Genomic DNA, 18,390 nt, shown 5'->3' on the forward strand with positions numbered 1-18,390 from the left:
TTTTTACATTAATGTAATTATTTAAGTTATTGATTTATATAAGTGTTCACTATTTTATAGATATATCTATAGACTATATTTGAGGTGGTCAGGCCAAATTTTTCTTATAACTATTGGTATCACATACTCAGTCGTACCAATTGGAAAAAGCATGGATTTAAAAACACTTGCTACAAAAGTAACGTTCACTGCCGCTTGTTGGTTCTCACTAACTTGCAGCCAAAGTTTTTCCCACGATTATCAGGTGCATGAAAATTGGTTAAAGCCTCCTATAGGATTGGCCCATATAGGTGATTCCCATGGCGAGATTGCCGTTGCCAAAAATGGTGAAGTGTACGTTAGCGTGATGGGAATCAAAGGCGGTATTCAAATTTTTAACGCTGATGGCCAATACCTGCGCAATGTACCTAAAGCTCCGAAAGATATTCATGGTTTCGAAATACACCAAGATCCCTCTGGAGAAGAGTTTATTTATGGCGCAGAAATGAGTGGTAAACGTATTTTTAAACTTACCTTGTCGGGGGAAAGAGTATTGGATATTGATGCTTTGGCAGCTATCCCCAAAAAATATCACCGAGAGCCTGTGCCATTAAAAAACGGCTGGGTGCCACCTCCACTGAGATTGACTGCTGTGACCGTAGTAGATAATGGTGACATGTACGTGGTGGATGGGTACGGGCTCGATTACATCCATCAGTTTTCTGCCAAAGGTGAATATATCACTACATTTGGTGGCCAAGGGGCCCCATGGAACTTTAAGAATTGTCATAAAATTTCTATTGACCCTAGATTTACCCCAAAACGTATTTTATGTAACGACAGAGCCAATATGCGGTTAGTTCACATGAAGTTGAGCGGTGAAGTTATAGGGACTTACGCTAAAGATTTGCGTCGCCCAAGTGCGGTTGATTTCTATGGTGACTTAGTTGCTGTGGCTGAAATCTCTGGACGTGTCACGCTACTAAATAAAGTGGGGCGGGTGGTTAAACATCTAGGTACCAACGAGGTAAAAACAGAAACTGACAAAAATAAGACACCACCCGAAAAATGGCGCGAGGGAGTATTCACTTCACCTCATGGTATTAGTTTTGATGCAAACGGTAACCTGTATGTGACCGAATATAATAAGTGGGGACGTGTGTTGCGCTTTGATGCCGTTACGCACCACTAGCTCATCATGTTCAATAGGTTGTTAGGTAATATGAAAAGTAAACTAGGTGGTTTGTTACTGGTATCGGTCAGTGCTTGTTTCTCTTCATGCGATAGTAGTACTGGTTCTGCTGGTACTAATAAAATAGAGTTTAACCGCGACATTCGCCCTATATTGAATGAAAACTGTACAGGTTGTCATGGTGGGGTGAGTAAACAATCTGGGGTGTCTTTTATTGTCAGAGAAGAGGCCCTAGGTCGCGGTCATTCTGGTCGTTTAACCGTAGTGCCCGGCGATCCGGATGCCTCGGGTCTAATTGAGCGAATCGAATCGAAAGATCCGAATATTCGTATGCCTTACAAAGCTCCTCCGTTACCGGCCGAGAAAATAGCTCTACTTCGCCAATGGATTGCAGAAGGTGCCGTTTGGGAAGAGCATTGGGCCTTTGAACCGCCCCAGCCACAAAAATTGGCCGCGCTTGAAATGAGCGATAGTCTACATAATGAAATTGATCAGTTGGTACAAGCTAAGCTTGTTGAACATGGCTTAAGTCCATCGGCAAAAGCTGATAAATCCACTTTATTACGCCGTTTATCTTTCGACTTAACGGGTTTACCGCCAACCCTTGAGGAGGTAAACGCCTTTTTGTTAGACAACAGCCCGGATGCCTATAATAAGCAAGTAGACCGCCTTTTAGCATCAGAGCATTTTGGTGAGCGCTGGGCCAGTATGTGGTTAGATATCGCTCGTTACGCGGATAGTCGTGGCTATACTCGTGACCAATACCGTCCTATTTGGCCATATCGAGATTGGGTGATCAATGCTTTCAATCAGAACAAAACGTACAAGCACTTTTTCATAGAACAGTTGGCGGGAGACTTGTTACCTAGTCGTACAGTCGAAAATATGATTGCTACAGGCTTTCACCGACACACCCCGATTAACAATGAAGGCGGCACCGATGATGAAGAATTCAGAGTGGTGGCTATGTTAGATAGAGTCTCGACAACTTGGGCTGCGTTGAACGGCATTACCATGAACTGCGTGCAATGCCATTCTCATCCTTACGATCCAATTTTTCATGATGAGTTTTACAAATTTTATAGTTTTTTAAATACCACTCAAGATGCTGATAAATTCAGCGATACGCCACACTTAAAATTGGCCTCTGAGCCGAGTCAGCAACAGCCAGCATTTGAGTTACAAGAACAGCTTATTGCAATTAAAAATCAGTTGGCGCAGCAAGCGGTAGTCGCAAACCGTAACGAAAACTGGCTTAAACTACCGATTATTCATGCCGAAATAAATGAGATAGCGGCTCTTAAGTTGAAGAAAAAATCACTAGAAGACAAGTTAACTAAGGCCAAAGAGGGGAGTTACTATTACAACAATTTACAACAAAAAATAGCGCGTTTTGCAGAAGACATCACTGAATTGACAAGCCAAGACCTTGTGCCTTTAGGAGTAAAGAATGGTGAAGTGTACGAACCTAGTGAGAGCCTACCTCCCCTCGCTGTATATCAATTAGAAGCCCATATACCAACAGAATTCACATCTTCTACGCAAAGTGTGTCGGCTATTCGCTTTATGGTGTCCGGTTTACATCCAACTAAAGCTGCCCACACTCCTGAGTTCTCTTACGACATCGACAAAGTCGATGTATGGCATGTGGCTGCAGACGGCACTAGAACGGCCATAAAGTTTGCAACCTTTTTGGTCAGTAGCACTGAAGTGCTAGATAGCCAAATTGAGAAATTGAACAGGATCCATAAAGGACGCAGTAAACCGACAAAAGCGTTGGCCTCAAAGGACCAAATGGGGACGGCTGTTAGTTTGTTTGCGCAAAGGTTATTTAATCCTCGTTGGTCGATTGGTGTGTTAGAAAAGCCAATTCAGCTAGCTAAAGGGGAAAGTTTGCAGGTTAACGTGCAGCGTTTACAAAGTATGTCGCTCAATGAGCAGCCTTCTAAGCTACGCAGATTAAAAGTAGAAGTAAGCGATGCTGATAAATGGTTGGCGATAGCGCAAGACGAAACACGGCTTCATAATATTGCTCGTTATGTTGAATTAAAGCAGCAGCTAAAGAAAATTAAAGGTATCAATATGCCGGTTATGTATGAGCAAGACTCTTGGGATAAACGTGGCTCCTCGCTATTTTCTCGTGGAAATTTTTTAGCCAAAGAAGACCAATTGTTAGCCCCGGATGTACCGAGCATTTTACCGGATTTACCGGCAGACAAGCCTCGTAATAGATTAACAATGGCCCAGTGGTTTTTTGATCCAGCGCAACCGTTAACCGCATGGGGTCGCAGTGAATCGCTTTTGGCACGCTTTGTTTGGTCGCGGCATAGTCGAAACCTTAGAAGATTTTGGCAGTATTGGTGCTAAACCGACTCACCCTGAGCTACTTGATTGGTTGGCGTTAACTTTTCAAAACGATTTGCAATGGGATATGAAAGCACTAATTCGCTTAATGGTGACAAGTGCGACCTATCAACAACAAGCGGTTATTACACAACAGTTAGCAGAAAAAGACCCCGATAACATATGGTTATCTAGAGGACCTAAGCAGCGTCTAACTGCAGAAATGATCCGCGACCAAGCGCTATTAGCGAGCGGATTGCTTAGTCGAAAAATGGGGGGATGGGAGTCATGCCACCACAGCCAGAAAAAATTTGGGGACGATTAGGGACCACTATTAAAGACTGGAAAAACGCTGAAGGGGAAGACAGGTACCGAAGGGCTGTTTACACCTTCATTAAACGGCAATATACCTATCCAAGCTTTGTTACCTTTGATATGGAATCCCGTGAAATCAGCCATGCTAGGCGTATTCCTACCAACACGCCATTGCAAGCCTTGGTGACATTGAATGATCCAGTGTTCTATGAAGCCGCTCAAGCTCTGGCTAAGCTGATGTTAGATGAAAAATCTAAGATAGCTGAAGCCTACTCTGACCAAAGGCTAGACAATGCCATTCATCTAGGTTTTCAACGAGTGATGAGTCGACACGCTAAGCCAATTGAACTAAAAACGGTGAAAGATACTTTAACACTGGCCCTTGAAGAGGTCGGCACAGACAACGAATTGGCTGCATGGACAGCGGTTGCGTCGATTATATTCAATCTTGATAGTGCGTTGACGAGGTAGTTATGAAACGTTTTTTTAATATCAACACTAATATAAGTTCAAATCAATACGCCAGCGATGCCGAATTACAAGCCTTAGAATTCGCTAAAATAAAAGCGCAGACTCGTCGTGAATTTATCAAAAACAGCGGCGCAGTGTTAGGCGGGGCATTTATTGCGTCTATGGCTGCGCCGGCTCATGCTAGTGGTGGCAATCAGTTTGATTATTCGCGCCCTCTAAGCACTCCCTTAGCGCCGTTACCACCGCAGTATCCGGCTAAAGCTAAACGAGTTATCTACATGCATATGGCTGGTGCGCCTAGTCAGCTGGAATTGTTTGACTACAAGCCAGAACTGGAAAAATACGACGGTAAATTGTCTCCAGAATCATTCTTGAAAGGTAAACGGTTTGCATTTATTTCTGGGGTGCCTAAGTTGCTTGGGCCACAATTTCCTTTTCATCAAGCAGGTGAAAGCGGAACTTGGATTTCGGATCGCTTGCCTCACCTTGAAAAACATGTGGATGACATGTGTTTCATCAAGTCTATGCATACCGACCAGTTCAATCACGCCCCAGCTCAGTTGCTATCCCTGACCGGTAATGCTCGTTCAGGCGCCCCATCATTAGGGTCTTGGGCGACTTATGGTTTAGGGAGTGTGAATCAAAATTTACTCAGGCTTTTATATCGCTGATTTCTGGGGGCGCGCACCAGACGGTGGTAAACAGCTTTGGGGGGCTGGTTACTTGCCTAGTGCTTATCAAGGCGTGCAATGTCGTTCACAAGGAGACCCTGTTTTATATTTGAGTAATCCCAAAGGGGTGAGTCGTCCCTTACGTCGACATGTGCTTGATGCAATCTCTAAACTTAATCAACAACATTTTGATGAAATGGGCGACCCCGAAACCTTAACGCGTATTGCTCAGTATGAAATGGCGTACCGCATGCAAGCCGAAGCGTCGGATGCATTTGATATCAAATTAGAAGATCCAAACACCTTGGCTAAATACGGAGCGCAAGCGGGTGGTTCAAGTTACGCCAATAATTGCCTTGTAGCTAGAAGACTGGCAGAAAGAGGTGTGCGTTTTATTCAATTATTTGATTATGGGTGGGACAGCCACGGGAGCAACCAAGGTGAATCGCTAACTCATGGTTTTAAAAATAAGTGTAAAGATATTGACCAAGCTACCGCGGCCTTGTTGTCGGACTTAAAAGAACGAGGCATGTTAGAAGACACCTTAGTTGTGTGGGGCGGAGAATTTGGACGTACACCCATGCAAGAAAATCGTGGCGGCCAAGATAATGCCTTCGCAGGACGAGATCATCATCCAAATGCATATACTATGTGGATGGCTGGTGGCGGTGTGAAAGCGGGCTATTCACATGGGGAGACCGACGAAATGGGATACGAAGTAGTAAAAGATCCAGTGAGTATTCATGACTTTCACGCCACAATTTTATATTTGTTAGGTTTTAACCATAAGTCTTTTACCTACCGCTACCAAGGGCTTAATCAAGGTCTTACGGGTGTAAACGAAGCGCATATTATTTCGCAGATATTGGCTTAGGTGAACGAGTGAGCAATCTAATGCACCCCACTGTTAAGCAATATTTCAGCGCGGTTTTGTTATGTACTTTAACTGTCATTGTGTTTTTGGTTCAACAAAATGCAGAGCTAAAACAGCTAGTGAAAGAAACACTAGGTTTGTCAGTTAGGCTGCAAGCCGCCGATGACTCTTTTTATAATGACCGAGTGCAACTTGTGTTCGAAAAGTACTGTATTGGGTGTCATGATGACAATAAAGCAAAAGGGCATTTGCGTTTAGATAGTTTCAGGCAAACCAGTTTTGGCGGTAAAAGTGGAGACATACTAGCGGGTGGTGAAAACAGTCTTCTATTACAACGAATGTTGCTACCAGCAGAAAATCGCTTGGCTATGCCCCCTTATGGCCGAGATAGGCAAACCGCTGACGAATTAGAAGTGCTTAAGCAATGGCTAGTGCAAGGAGCGTCGGGGCAGTTAACCGCTGATAGCTTCCCACATGCACCAGCCAAAGTACGAGATATTAGATTTACCCAAATAGACTGGCATGCAATTGAGCTAGCCAGAGCGCCATTAGCGCCAGCAGTAAAAGTATTGCAACAAAAGTATCCCACCTGTCTGCATTATGCAGCGCGCACATCTGATGAGTTAATTGTGTCTGGTTTAATTTTGCGAGAAAAATTTAATGATCAAGTTATCGCTGATTTTGCAGCTGTCGCTGATGGCATTACTACCTTAGATTTGCGCCATACAGCCATCAGCGATTCAGCTATGGAGGTGATTGCGAAAATGGAAAACCTTGCCAATGTTAACTTAGTTGGGACAGCCATAACTCCGGCTAGCCTAGACAAACTAGCGAGGTTACCTTTATTGGAGAATCTAGTGATAGATAAACATTTGATCACACTTGAACAGGTAGAATTATTGACGGCTGGTGGGGTTAAAGTGGTCGTTGTGGAGAAATCATCATGAGTTCAGTTAAAGTTTGGGACAGTGCTATTCGTCTGTTTCATTGGGCGATTGTTATTTGCGTGTTTGGTGCTTGGCTGACTATGGAAAACCGCTGGATTTTAGCTCACGAAATATTTGGCTATAGCTTGTTGAGCTTAATTATATTCAGGCTGATGTGGGGGCTAGTGGGTTCAACCACGGCTAAATTTAGTCATTTTATTACCTCCCCTAATAAAGCGATTCGATATTTACAGGCCTCTTTGAAATTAAGCGCTGAACATCACAGTGGCCATAATCCGGCTGGAGCGTGGATGGTTGTGGTGTTGCTAGGATTGTTATTGCTGCAGACTCTTTCAGGTTTATACAGCAACAATGACTTGGGTTTTACCGGACCATTAGCCGACGGGATATCAAAACAGCTCTCTGATTGGTTTACGCAATTACATGCTTGGAATTTTAATCTTATTTTGGCGGCCATCTGGCTACATCTCGTTGCTGTTTTCTTTTATGTGTTAGTGAAAAAGGAAAACCTAGTTAAAGCTATGTTCACGGGAGAAAAACCTAAAGAACAAGCCGGGAAATACCAAAATCTGAAATTTGTGAGTTCGATTAAAGCACTGTTACTCTTGTTTGTTGCCGCATTAGCCGTCATGATTTTAGTGATATGAAACTGCTTGCTGGGGGCCATCATTGGGGTATAGCGTGTAAGCTATATAGTGCTATTTTTTATCTTCAAAAAAACTTGTCGTGATGAAAAAAATAATTTGTTTTTATTTTCTGTAATTTTTGTTTAAAACAAGCCTGTTTTAAACATCAACGAAACAGCAGATTTTCAGGAGCAGATTAATGAATTCTATTAATATTCGACTCGGCAGTAAAATTTACAGCGATCCTGTTAATTTTAACTACGGTTTCAAAAAATCCGGTGATTTTAGTATCACTGAATCTGACATCTTAAGTGCTTATGGTCAAAGTTTACTAGGACTTGAAATGGGTGAGTTGTCACCTGAAACTGACGAAGAAAAACGTTTTGTGCAGGTGATGATGGGTAAAGCGCAAGCTGAAACTAGAGTAGAAAAAACTTGGGTTAAGTATGTGCGTTTATCGCGTACCAAACGCAATTTCTTTACGTTATATAGCTCTGCATCAAAATCAACTTTGGATTATCCTGACAATGAAGACTACGACGAGAATGATTTAGAAGTGGAAGTGTAATACTGATCCGTGTTGATACGCTCTTACTCTGCGAAATGTGAATGAACTAAATCAAGGCGCTAGCTCTGCTTACTGGATGACTAGCAGCCGATTTTGAATTTGAACGCCACAGATTAAGCTCATTTAGTACTCATCTGACGAAAACTCTCCAGCGGCTTTTGCCTTGGGTTGTTGAAATTGACGACAACAATCATTGCTGCTTCGCCAAATATTGTACAAAAGCAGCTGGATGTATTCTGAGATTACTTATCAATATGGATTGATATCGCCGCACTTTTTAATGTCTCTATGCCAAGATTCCGCTAAAAAATCAATAAAAGCTCGCACCACAGTTTGCTGATAACTGCGAGATAAATACACAGCCCATAAATTATGCCCAGGCGAAGAGTATTCGGGCAAAACCTCAATAAGCTCACCACTTTGCAGGTGTTGATTGGCTAAGTCACAAGGTATATTTGCTATTCCCATCCCCCTAACAGCCGCTTTAACTAACACACTCATTTCGTTCGCTTGCAAATTACCTTTAGGCACAATTTGTTCATTAATGCCATTTGAGGTGATGCGCCATTTGGTGGCACTGGTGTGAACTAGACAATTGTGATTGCCTAAATCTTCAGGTTTATCCAATAATGGCGAACTGGCTAAATAGGCTTTAGAGGCGCATAACACACTATCAATATGCATTAATTTGCGAGCAATATGATGTTCGTCAGGTTGTTGCATATAGCGCAGGGCTACATCGACTCTTTCATCTACTAGTTGGGACAAATTATCAGACAAGACTAGTTGAATATTAGTCTGTGGGTGCATGCTGGTGAACTGTTCAACCATATCAAACAATAAATATTGCCCAAGACCAATAGGAGAGGCAATTCTAATGGTGCCCACTAGTTCATGATTGTGGCTATGAGCTCGACTTTGTAAATCAGATACAGTACTGAGTATTTGTTGGCAGTAACTTAATGCCTCTTCGCCTTGTAGAGTCAAGCTGACTTTACGAGTTGTGCGATGAAACAACCTAAGCGACAACCATTGTTCAATTTCTTGGACGTGACGTGTTACCTGTAATCGACTGAGAGATAAATGCTCAGCAGTTTTGGTAAAACTGCCACAACGAGCTACTTCTACAAAACTCTTTATCGCCGTAATTTTATCCATTAGTAACCTAAAGTGAATTAATTTGTATCAAACTAGTGTATTTATTAGCAAAATTGATGCAAGTAAACTGTTTCTATTCACTCAACAAATAGGAATAAAGATAATGAAAATAGCAGTTTTAGGCGCAACAGGTTGGATTGGCAGCACCATTGTAGAGCAGGCTAGCAAACGAGGCCATGACGTCATTAGTATTGTGCGTGATGCAGCAAAAGTGCCTGAGGATACTAAAAACGTGCGTGTCTTTGACTTACAAAGCCAAGAAGATATTACACCAGTACTGGAAAATATTGATCTGGTTATAGCCTCCATTGGTGGGCGAGCAGCCGGTAATCACGAATTGGTCGCAGATACAGCAGAGAGGTTGTTAACTGCACTTGACGGCAGTAAAAACCGTATACTCTGGGTTGGTGGAGCTGGCAGTTTAGAAGTTGCACCAGGTGTGCAACTAGTTACGACTCCAGATTTTCCTGCGGAATACAAAGCAGAAGCTTTAGCTCAAGGTGAAGCTCTGGATAAGTTTAAACATACCTCTAGCTCAGTGAACTGGACCTTCGTCAGTCCAGCTGCGAGCATTTACCCAGGAGAAAGTGAGGGGGCCTACCGAATCGGCGGAGATGAGTTTTTTACTAATGATGCAGGCGAAAGTAAGATTTCGGTAACGGATTACGCCTTAGCTATGCTAGACGAGGCCGAAAATGCAGCACACCTAAATCAGCGTATTAGTGTAGCTTATTAAAAGACCTGTATTAGGCGACCGAACATCCATTCTATATGGCGCCCACTCATGTGGTGCGTCATCACACGTTAAGTAAAAATCTAAACATAAATCTCTCTACCCATATGCCTAACTGCTCATCCCCCCAATCAAGACATATATGGACGCTCCGCTATGGTCAAGGCAATATTTGCCTCCATCTTCAATTTGAAGATGTTTACTTCTTTATTTTTATTAGCACATCAACTCTGACGATAAATAATTAAGGGTCGTACTGACATATATCCGGCCTATTATGAGAGTGAGGTTATTGGTGTACTCTCTGGCCCTAATGAGATCCGCACTTAACTGTCTCAAACACCCACTCGGTTTTAAAAACCTAGTCTCGTACAGACTGTTGCTAAGTGCGGGAAACCCGCTTTTACATCATTTTTCGTCGACTTTGATTGTGTATTTTATCTATATCGTTTTATCATATTAGGCTTGATATTTAGCTAGCTACCGGCTGATAGTTTTCATTTCGCTGTAATAATATCCAAGCTAATCGGGCTAGACGATTGGCCAGTGCTACCGCCGCTTTGTTCTTGCCACGTCGTTCAACTAGTTGTTTTACCCATACGGACAATTTGTCATCTCGGTTTTTTGTGCGATACATCACACTGCGCGCACCATGTATGAGTTGTTTGCGTAAATATTGATTACCGCGTTTGGTAATACCGCCATAAAAAGACTTTTCCCCACTGGCATATTGCTTAGGAGTGACACCTAACCATACCGACAATGCTCGAGGGGTTGCAAACTGACTCCCATTGCCAATTGCTGCATATAATGCGGTGGCATTAAGCACGCCTACACCTGGTAGCGTCATTAATCGTTGGCATAGGGGGTTTTGTTGAACATATTGCTTTAACTCGTTTTCAATAGACTGGCAGCGCTTGCTGAGTTGGTCGTATTCTTCCTTGGTGTCTCTTAGCTGGTGTTTCATTCGTAGGCTAATACGTTCATCTTTTGGGTCAATAAGGGCGGTAATATGCAGTGTAAAGCTTTTTAAGCCTTGAGGGATAATCACGCCATACTCGCTAAGTAGCCCTCGTGTTTGATTAATAATACTGGTTCGTCTGGCAATCAACTTATCGCGAATACGATGCAGTGCTTGAATGTCTTGTTGCTCCACAGATTTAAGCGGCACAAATTTAATGTTAGGGCGCCAAGAGGCTTCCGCAATCGCGATGCTATCATTACGGTCATTCTTATTCCCTCGCACAAAAGGTTTAACGTGTTGGGCAGGAATTAAACGCACGATATGCCCCATCCCATCAAACAGCCGCGCCCAATGGTGGCTTGAATAGCAGGCTTCCATAACCACAATGGCTTTTTCTTGCTTAGCCATAAAAGGTGCCAGTTTCTGACGAGAGAGCTGTTGATTACTTTGCATTTTATGCTGGGGTGAAAACACACCTACTTGAAAGACATTTTTTGCCAAATCGATGGAAATAGTATTAAGATTATTCACAGGACACTCCTTAGTAATTAACTGTTGTTTACACATTCAGTTTGGCGCCATTTTGACGCCGTTGCTACTTTGGAGCGTCCATCTCATCACCCATGATTAAATTCGACGAATCCGCAATTTGAACTAGACTAATGGGTAGTGATTCAACCAAGGATGGCCATGATGCCTCAGTCTCGTAAAAGCCAAATCAGTTTAGTCGACACCCCTTATTATCATTGTGTTTCGCGCTGTGTTCGCCGTTCATTTTTGTGTGGTGAAGATACGTTGACAGGCCAGAGCTATGAACATAGGCGGACTTGGGTTGAAACACGCTTGCTTCATTTAAGCCGCATCTTTGCTATTGATATTTGCGCCTATGCGGTGATGAGCAATCATACTCATGTGGTGCTGTGCGTGAACAAACCCTTGGCTGAGGGCTGGACGGTGAAACAAGTGCTCGTTCGCTGGCATCAACTGCATAAAGGCACCTTGTTGTCGCAGCGGTTTATGCGAGATGACACGTTGAGCAAGAGTGAGCGGCACACCCTTCTAGAAACCGTTGAAATTTACCGGATGCGTTTGTATGACATCAGTTGGTTGATGCGTAATCTTAATGAGTACATAGCCCGAGAAGCCAACAAAGAAGATGCCTGCACAGGCAGATTCTGGGAAGGACGGTTTAAGTCTCAAGCACTACTCGATAAATCAGCCCTACTGGCCTGCATGGCTTACGTGGACTTAAACCCCATTCGCGCCAATATGGCCAACACACCTGAGGACTCTGACCACACCAGTATTCAAACTCGGATACAAGCTTTGAGACACCACCAGCAACCCAAAGGTTTAATGCCATTTGTTGGCAACCCCAAGCAAAACATGCCGAGGGGCATCGCTTTTTCACTAAAAGATTACTGCGACCTCATCGACACCACAGGTCGTGTTATCAGAGATGATAAGTCAGGATTAATCGATACACAGCAACAGCCCATTCTACAAAGGCTAGGCCTAAACAACGAACAATGGTTGACCTTAACCACCGAATTCGAAAAACACTTTTGTTACGCTGTAGGCAGTGAACATTTAATGCGAAACTTCAGCCTACATACCCAACATCAAAAAATACGAGGCATAGGTAAAGCCAAAGCCCTACTCAAACACGCTTAGCCTTTTTTCCAAAGTAACAAACCTCATCAACATCGCTGTTGAGAATTAGCACGCCTAGCATTCACCACACCCCACAAAATCACGTCATCATACCCGTTAACATCGTCAATTGAGTTGTCTGGCGCATAATTTAAACCGAATGGACTAGAAAAGCGGGAGCTGAGATGGTTTAAGAGCCATTGCTATTTATGGGTGTCTCAATTGGGAGAGTTACTACTATGGGTGTCTCAATTGGGAGAGTTATTTTATCAACACTTGTCACTTCAATTTAGGGTAAGTTACTATCTTGAGTTAGAAAATAAAATACATAAGAACAACACGGAGAAACGGACATGAAGAATATAAATAAGTTTCTAGTTTTTATTGGCATCACCTGTTTATTGGTCGCTTGTGCTCAAAAACCGCTAGATAAAACAGCGACGACTATTAGTGTAAAAGCCACCGATATTGCCCTAGATATGCAGCGTGTAGCTGATTGGCAAATTGAACACTTTCGCGATGTATTTAACCCCAAAAGAAATAAACCTCACCACATTCTAGATTGGACCAATGGCGCTTTGTATGTAGGCATGCTGAAGTGGGCCAGTATATCCGGCGACCCTAGATACCAAGCGTGGTTAAGAAGTATTGCAGAGCAGGGCGAATGGAAATTGCACCGTAGAATGTATCATGCCGATGATCACATAGTCGGCCAACTGTATCTAGATTTATATCGCCGTTACAACGACGTGGCAATGTTAATGCCTACCCAACAAAGCCTTGACTACATTATGGCTCACCCAAGCCAGCAGCCCATCACCTTAGATAATTATAAGCACTTAGAACGTTGGACTTGGTGTGATGCTTTATTCATGTCACCCCCAGTGTGGGCAAAAATGTCAAATATTACTGGTGACCAAAAGTACTTAGACTGGATGGTTGAAGAGTTTAAAGCCACCACCGATCACCTCTACGATCCGGCTGAAGGTTTGTATTATCGAGACAACAGTTATATTGGTAAATTGGTTAATAACCAAAAAGTATTCTGGGGACGAGGGAATGGTTGGGTTTATGCAGGTTTAACATTGGTAATGGACGAACTGGAGCCCGATTCAAAACACTATGCCTATTTTAAAAATATCTATCTGCGCATGACTGCTGCCTTACGAGATATTCAAATGGAGCGGGGGCATTGGTCTATGAGTTTATTAGACGGACAAAACTACCCCACAGTAGAAACGAGTGGCACGTCGTTTTTACTTATGGCTTGGCTTGGGGCGTCAACAACGGTTTATTGCCTAAAGAACAGTATTTGCCTAGTATTTTGAAAGCGTGGAAGGCTTTAAGTAGCCATATTACCGACGAGGGCATGTTGGGGTATGTGCAGCCTATAGGTGCAGCACCCGGTCAAGCTTGGTCCGACAAAACCGAAGTTTACGGAAGCGGAGCATTCTTAGCAGCGGGTAGCGAGTTATATAAACTATTAGGTGGTATACAGCCCGTACCTATTAAACCTTCTGAAAAGCTAGCCAAAGCTATTGAGGTCAGTGCTCAAGCGTTAGAACAAGAATTGTTTAAAACGCCATTACGGCAATAGGCAGGACAAGCAAAAAGCTGAAGCAATAGGCGCAAAGTGGATGGCAGCACCGGATATTAGTAATAATTTGAGAATAGTCGGGGTGACTGCCATCGTGTTTATACTACTAAGGGCCTATTTCAGTGTATTACTGTTTTTACCTTTACAGTTCGATGACAACCCCTTTGTATGCTTTACGGCGCAATACTATTCTTAGTTTATTCCATTTTATACTGCGATAACTTTGCTTTAACTGACTATTGCTAGAAAATCCAACGCAGCTAGACGCAAAAAGATCGTTGTGAGAGGCTCGGCTTTTCTCAATATCAGGTTAAGTAGTAAGTTTCTGTGAACTTGAGGCGACTTGCTTTGAAAAGTGGCCCTATCTGCGATACGTTAGTGCATTGCCATTCTTATCCAGTGATTACCTTAGTCGTCATTGCTCTTCTACTACACATTCTTGAGGTGAACCATGTTATTTAACGGTAACTTAACTACTGATTGTCCTATTCGCCAGCAAATCAGAGACTTTTATCGAATCGAAGAAAATCTAGCGGTTGACCATATTTTACCGGATGCCGAAGTCAATATGCGTGCTCGCAGTCGTGCATGGGAACGAGCCCGTACCATGGTATTGCGGATTCGTCGGGAGCAACAAGGACACGGCGGAATCGATGCGTTATTAAATGAATATTCATTGTCGTCAGAAGAAGGTGTTGTGCTGATGTGTTTGGCCGAAGCCCTGCTGCGAGTACCCGACAAAGCGACTCAAGATGAATTGATCCGCGATAAACTGTCCAAAGGGAAATGGACTCCGCATTTAGGCAACAGCGATTCATTTTTTGTTAACGCGTCATCTTGGGGCTTGCTAATGACCGGCAGCATGGTGAATTATGCCGATAAACGCCAAAAAGAACATTTTAGTCTTCTCAAACAACTTATTGGGCGTGTTGGTGAACCCGTCATTCGCAAGGCAATGAACATTGCCATGAAGATTATGGGACGCCAGTTTGTGATGGGCGAAAACATTGACGATGCCGTTATCAGAGCGCAAGAAAAAGAGCGCAATGGTTACGTGTATTCGTACGACATGTTAGGAGAAGGAGCCCGAACTACTGAGGATGCACAAGGGTATTTTGACGCTTACGCTAACGCCATCGAAGTCATCGGCAAAGCTGCGGCTGGCAAAGGCCCTCGCAAAAGCCCTGAGTATTTCAGTTAAGTTATCGGCTATTCATCCCCGCTATGAATTTACTCATAGTGAGCGGGTATTAGCCGAAATTCCAGCCAAGTTAAAACAGTTATGTTTATTGGCCAAAAAGTACGACATTGGGTTAACGGTTGACGCTGAAGAATCTGAGCGTTTGGATATTTCCTTAGATATTATCGAATTAGTCTTCAGTGACGAAGATTTGAATGGCTGGAATGGTTTTGGTATAGCGGTACAGGCTTATCAAAAACGTGCCTTATATGTGATTGATTGGTTGCGTCAACTAACCAAAAAAGTAGGCCGCATGATGATGGTGCGCTTGGTTAAAGGGGCCTACTGGGACACAGAAATTAAAAACGCGCAAAAAGATGGCCTAGATCATTTTCCCGTCTTTACCCGCAAGTATTCTACCGACGTGTCTTACCACGCTTGCGCCAATCGCTTACTAGATTATCGCGACAGTATTTATCCACAATTTGCTACCCACAATGCTTACACCGCGTCAGTCATTTTAGAGCTAGCCGGTGATGATAAAGAAGGATTTGAATTTCAGTGCTTGCATGGCATGGGTGATACCTTGTACGACCAAATAGTGACCATAGACAATATTCAATGCCGAGTGTATGCCCCGGTAGGAGATCACGAAGACTTACTGGCTTATTTGGTGCGTCGCTTGTTAGAAAATGGCGCTAATTCGTCCTTTGTTAATGCCATTGTTGACGAAGAGCGGCCCGTAGAATCTTTACTCGAAGATCCTGTTGAAAAGACGCAACGGCTTAAACACAAATACAATGAGCAAATTCTTAAGCCAATCGATTTATACGGTAACGAACGATATAACGCTAAGGGCTTGGACGTGACAGATATCAATGCGCTAGTACCCCTAAAATATTCGTTGGACCGTTGGTTTAGTGAGAACAGAATAGCCGAAGACACTGTGCCTGATGATTGCCATGCAGTGCGTAATCCCGCCGATAATAGTGAAATCATTGGTTATCATAAATACCAAAATAGCCAACAAATGTTAGCCAAACTAGACAAAGCGCAGAATGCGTTTGCTGCTTGGTCGCAAACCCCTGTTGTTGAACGAGCCAATCTATTGCGTCGCACCAGCGACATACTTGAACGGCATATGGATGAGCTAATCGGCTTATGTATCAAAGAAGCCGGTAAAGTGACAAAAGATGGGGTGGATGAAGTACGAGAAGCGGTGGATTTTTGTCGCTATTACGCAGCGCGCGCCGAGGAACTAGCCGAAGACGATAGGCTTTCGCCTCGTGGTGTGGTGTTATGTATTAGCCCATGGAATTTCCCATTGGCTATCTTTTTAGGGCAAGTCGCCGCCGCTTTAGTCGTGGGTAACACAGTTGTTGCCAAACCTGCTGAACAAACAAGTTTGATTGCTTTACGAGCCATTGAATTAATGGAGTCTGTGGGGATGCCGGAAGATGTGGTGCAAGTCGTGATTAGTCCCGGGGCGCAAGTGGGTGAAAGCTTGATTCCAGACGAACGTATAAAAGCGGTGATGTTTACCGGTTCGACTCAAACAGGCACGTTGATTTCGCAAATTTTGGCCAGCCGAGGAGGTGAACAAGTGCCTCTTATCGCTGAAACCGGTGGGCAAAACTGCATGATAGTCGACTCTACTGCTTTGCCCGAGCAAGTCGTTGATGACGTGATTTCGTCGGGTTTTCAAAGTGCTGGGCAACGATGTTCTGCTATGCGTATTTTGTTTTTACAAGAAGAAATTGCCGACAACGTGACCGAAATGTTGATAGGTGCCTTGCAAGAGTTGCAGGTGGGAGATCCTGCTTTACTCTCAACGGATGTAGGGCCCGTTATCGATCAAAAAGCATTAACAACATTGAATAATCATGTAGCAGAAATGCAAGATAAAGCGACGTTGTTATACACCAGTGACATTTCTACAGTTGCAGACAAGGCAACATTTTTTGCGCCACGTTTGTACCAAATTGACAACATTAAGGTGTTACAAAAAGAAGTGTTTGGACCATGTGTGCATATTGTGCGCTTTAAAGCAGATGATTTAGAACAAGTAATACAAGACATTAATGCCACAGGTTATGGCTTAACTATGGGTATTCATACTCGTATTGAAGCCCGCGCATTCGAATTGGCTAAGTTATCTCGTTGCGGCAATGTATACATTAATCGCAATATGATTGGTGCCATTGTGGGCTCTCAACCATTTGGTGGACGAGGGTTGTCGGGAACGGGACCCAAAGCAGGCGGTCCAAACTACTTACCACGTTTAATGATTGAAAAAGCGACACCCAAAGATGACTCTGACGATCTGCCAGTGGAAGATAGTGCATTACAAAGTGATGTTCAAGCCATCAAACAGGCCCACGACATTATGCTCAAGTCGGCGTCTGCGGAAAGCGAATGGCGCTTGACGGTACTAAACACACGAATTTCTGCAGTGCGTCAATTACTAGCTAAAATATCCAACGTAGATATCGTTGACGAACTGGCAGAAGATTTAAATAGAACCCTATCTACCGCCCGTTCGCAACTGATTAGCATTGAAAGACACTTGAGAAAACCCAAAGTATTGCTATGGCCAACTGGTGAGTCGAACGTTTTATATTATGAACCAAGAGGTATTTTGGTTTGTTTCGCCGATAAAAACGTTACTTTCGAATATTGGGCGTTATCTATTGTCACGGCGTTAGCCACAGGTAACGTAGTCATTTCGGTAGTGTCTGATTTATTCTACGAAGAGGCCATTGCTTTTCGTAATCAATTTATTGCCACAGGCTCGCCAGAAGGTGTGTTGCAAGTAGCTAAACTTGAACACTTAGATGCCTTATTAAGTGAAGATAAACTCGCCGGGGTGGTTATCGACAGTAACAGTACTCGAAGTGCTTACATGGCACAAAAGTTATCTCAACGTGAAGGCGCTATTCTACCGGTCATCACCGCTGAGTATAACGATAACTTGATCCAACGATTGTTAACTGAAAAGACCATCAGCATTGACACCACTGCATCCGGTGGCAATACGTCCTTGATGACCCTCGTTGAGGATGATGATTAGAAGTTTAAGTTAAAATATTTTCCCCGCAAAGACTGCTGAGCACACCGAG

11 protein-coding genes and 3 pseudogenes are annotated in these 18,390 nt (G+C 43.3%); 12 read left to right on the forward strand and 2 right to left on the reverse strand.

Going from position 1 to position 18,390, the window contains the following annotated elements:
- Positions 1 to 151 precede the first annotated feature (151 nt).
- The 8 genes and pseudogenes from RS130_RS07105 (at position 152) to RS130_RS07140 (ending at position 7,986) form a co-directional block, all read left to right on the forward strand.
- Positions 152 to 1,171, forward strand: a complete 1,020-nt coding sequence (locus RS130_RS07105; RefSeq protein ID WP_316025371.1) for an NHL repeat-containing protein — start codon at positions 152 to 154, stop codon at positions 1,169 to 1,171.
- Positions 1,172 to 1,201: 30 nt separating this feature from the next.
- On the forward strand, positions 1,202 to 3,538 hold the full coding sequence (locus RS130_RS07110) for a DUF1549 domain-containing protein (RefSeq protein ID WP_316025372.1): 2,337 nt from the start codon (positions 1,202 to 1,204) through the stop codon (positions 3,536 to 3,538).
- Positions 3,462 to 4,300: pseudogene (locus RS130_RS07115) on the forward strand (DUF1553 domain-containing protein). The gene RS130_RS07110 and the pseudogene RS130_RS07115 overlap by 77 nt, the downstream one beginning before the upstream one ends.
- Before the next feature lie 2 nt (positions 4,301 to 4,302).
- Positions 4,303 to 4,971, forward strand: a complete 669-nt coding sequence (locus tag RS130_RS07120) for a DUF1501 domain-containing protein (protein ID WP_316025373.1) — start codon at positions 4,303 to 4,305, stop codon at positions 4,969 to 4,971.
- A 52-nt stretch (positions 4,972 to 5,023) separates the two neighbouring features.
- Positions 5,024 to 5,845, forward strand: a complete 822-nt coding sequence (locus RS130_RS07125; RefSeq protein WP_316025374.1) for a DUF1501 domain-containing protein — start codon at positions 5,024 to 5,026, stop codon at positions 5,843 to 5,845.
- 8 nt (positions 5,846 to 5,853) lie between these two features.
- Positions 5,854 to 6,792: a c-type cytochrome domain-containing protein gene (locus tag RS130_RS07130; protein ID WP_316025375.1), complete on the forward strand. Its 939-nt coding sequence runs from the start codon at positions 5,854 to 5,856 to the stop codon at positions 6,790 to 6,792.
- Positions 6,789 to 7,439, forward strand: a complete 651-nt coding sequence (locus RS130_RS07135; RefSeq protein ID WP_316025376.1) for a cytochrome b/b6 domain-containing protein — start codon at positions 6,789 to 6,791, stop codon at positions 7,437 to 7,439. The genes RS130_RS07130 and RS130_RS07135 overlap by 4 nt, the downstream gene beginning before the upstream one ends.
- Before the next feature lie 178 nt (positions 7,440 to 7,617).
- On the forward strand, positions 7,618 to 7,986 hold the full coding sequence (locus tag RS130_RS07140; protein ID WP_316025377.1) for a MaoP family protein: 369 nt from the start codon (positions 7,618 to 7,620) through the stop codon (positions 7,984 to 7,986).
- Positions 7,987 to 8,235: 249 nt separating this feature from the next.
- On the opposite strand, the gene RS130_RS07145 is transcribed toward RS130_RS07140, so the two are convergent.
- Positions 8,236 to 9,144 (reverse strand): LysR family transcriptional regulator, encoded by a 909-nt coding sequence (locus RS130_RS07145; protein WP_316025378.1) that lies wholly within the window; start codon positions 9,142 to 9,144, stop codon positions 8,236 to 8,238.
- A gap of 103 nt (positions 9,145 to 9,247) precedes the next feature.
- Here RS130_RS07145 and RS130_RS07150 point away from each other — a divergent pair, with 103 nt between their 5' ends.
- Positions 9,248 to 9,880 carry an NAD(P)-dependent oxidoreductase gene (locus tag RS130_RS07150; protein WP_316025379.1) on the forward strand — a complete coding sequence of 211 codons (633 nt, stop codon included), beginning with the start codon at positions 9,248 to 9,250 and terminating at the stop codon, positions 9,878 to 9,880.
- 469 nt (positions 9,881 to 10,349) lie between these two features.
- Here RS130_RS07150 and RS130_RS07155 read toward each other — a convergent pair whose 3' ends face one another.
- Positions 10,350 to 11,372, reverse strand: a complete 1,023-nt coding sequence (locus RS130_RS07155; protein WP_316025380.1) for an IS110 family RNA-guided transposase — start codon at positions 11,370 to 11,372, stop codon at positions 10,350 to 10,352.
- Positions 11,373 to 11,534: 162 nt separating this feature from the next.
- Between RS130_RS07155 and RS130_RS07160 the strand changes: the two genes are divergently transcribed.
- The 3 genes and pseudogenes from RS130_RS07160 to RS130_RS07170 all read left to right on the forward strand — a co-directional run.
- Positions 11,535 to 12,515, forward strand: a complete 981-nt coding sequence (locus RS130_RS07160; protein ID WP_316027994.1) for a transposase — start codon at positions 11,535 to 11,537, stop codon at positions 12,513 to 12,515.
- 458 nt (positions 12,516 to 12,973) lie between these two features.
- Positions 12,974 to 14,091 (forward strand): annotated as a pseudogene (locus tag RS130_RS07165) (glycoside hydrolase family 88/105 protein).
- A 536-nt stretch (positions 14,092 to 14,627) separates the two neighbouring features.
- Positions 14,628 to 18,338 (forward strand): annotated as a pseudogene (locus RS130_RS07170) (proline dehydrogenase family protein); the annotation flags it as partial.
- Positions 18,339 to 18,390: the final 52 nt, after the last annotated feature.

This window comes from Paraglaciecola aquimarina, from assembly GCF_032464635.1.
GTDB lineage: Bacteria > Pseudomonadota > Gammaproteobacteria > Enterobacterales > Alteromonadaceae > Paraglaciecola > Paraglaciecola aquimarina.

Excerpts from the sequence above, each read along its gene's own strand:
- RS130_RS07105 (WP_316025371.1), top strand. The coding sequence starts at position 152 with ATGGATTTAAAAACACTTGCTACAAAAGTAACGTTCACTGCCGCTTGT.
- RS130_RS07145 (WP_316025378.1), bottom strand. The coding sequence starts at position 9,144 with ATGGATAAAATTACGGCGATAAAGAGTTTTGTAGAAGTAGCTCGTTGT.
- RS130_RS07150 (WP_316025379.1), top strand. The coding sequence starts at position 9,248 with ATGAAAATAGCAGTTTTAGGCGCAACAGGTTGGATTGGCAGCACCATT.
- RS130_RS07140 (WP_316025377.1), top strand. The coding sequence starts at position 7,618 with ATGAATTCTATTAATATTCGACTCGGCAGTAAAATTTACAGCGATCCT.
- RS130_RS07160 (WP_316027994.1), top strand. The coding sequence starts at position 11,535 with ATGCCTCAGTCTCGTAAAAGCCAAATCAGTTTAGTCGACACCCCTTAT.
- RS130_RS07120 (WP_316025373.1), top strand. The coding sequence starts at position 4,303 with ATGAAACGTTTTTTTAATATCAACACTAATATAAGTTCAAATCAATAC.
- RS130_RS07135 (WP_316025376.1), top strand. The coding sequence starts at position 6,789 with ATGAGTTCAGTTAAAGTTTGGGACAGTGCTATTCGTCTGTTTCATTGG.
- RS130_RS07110 (WP_316025372.1), top strand. The coding sequence starts at position 1,202 with ATGAAAAGTAAACTAGGTGGTTTGTTACTGGTATCGGTCAGTGCTTGT.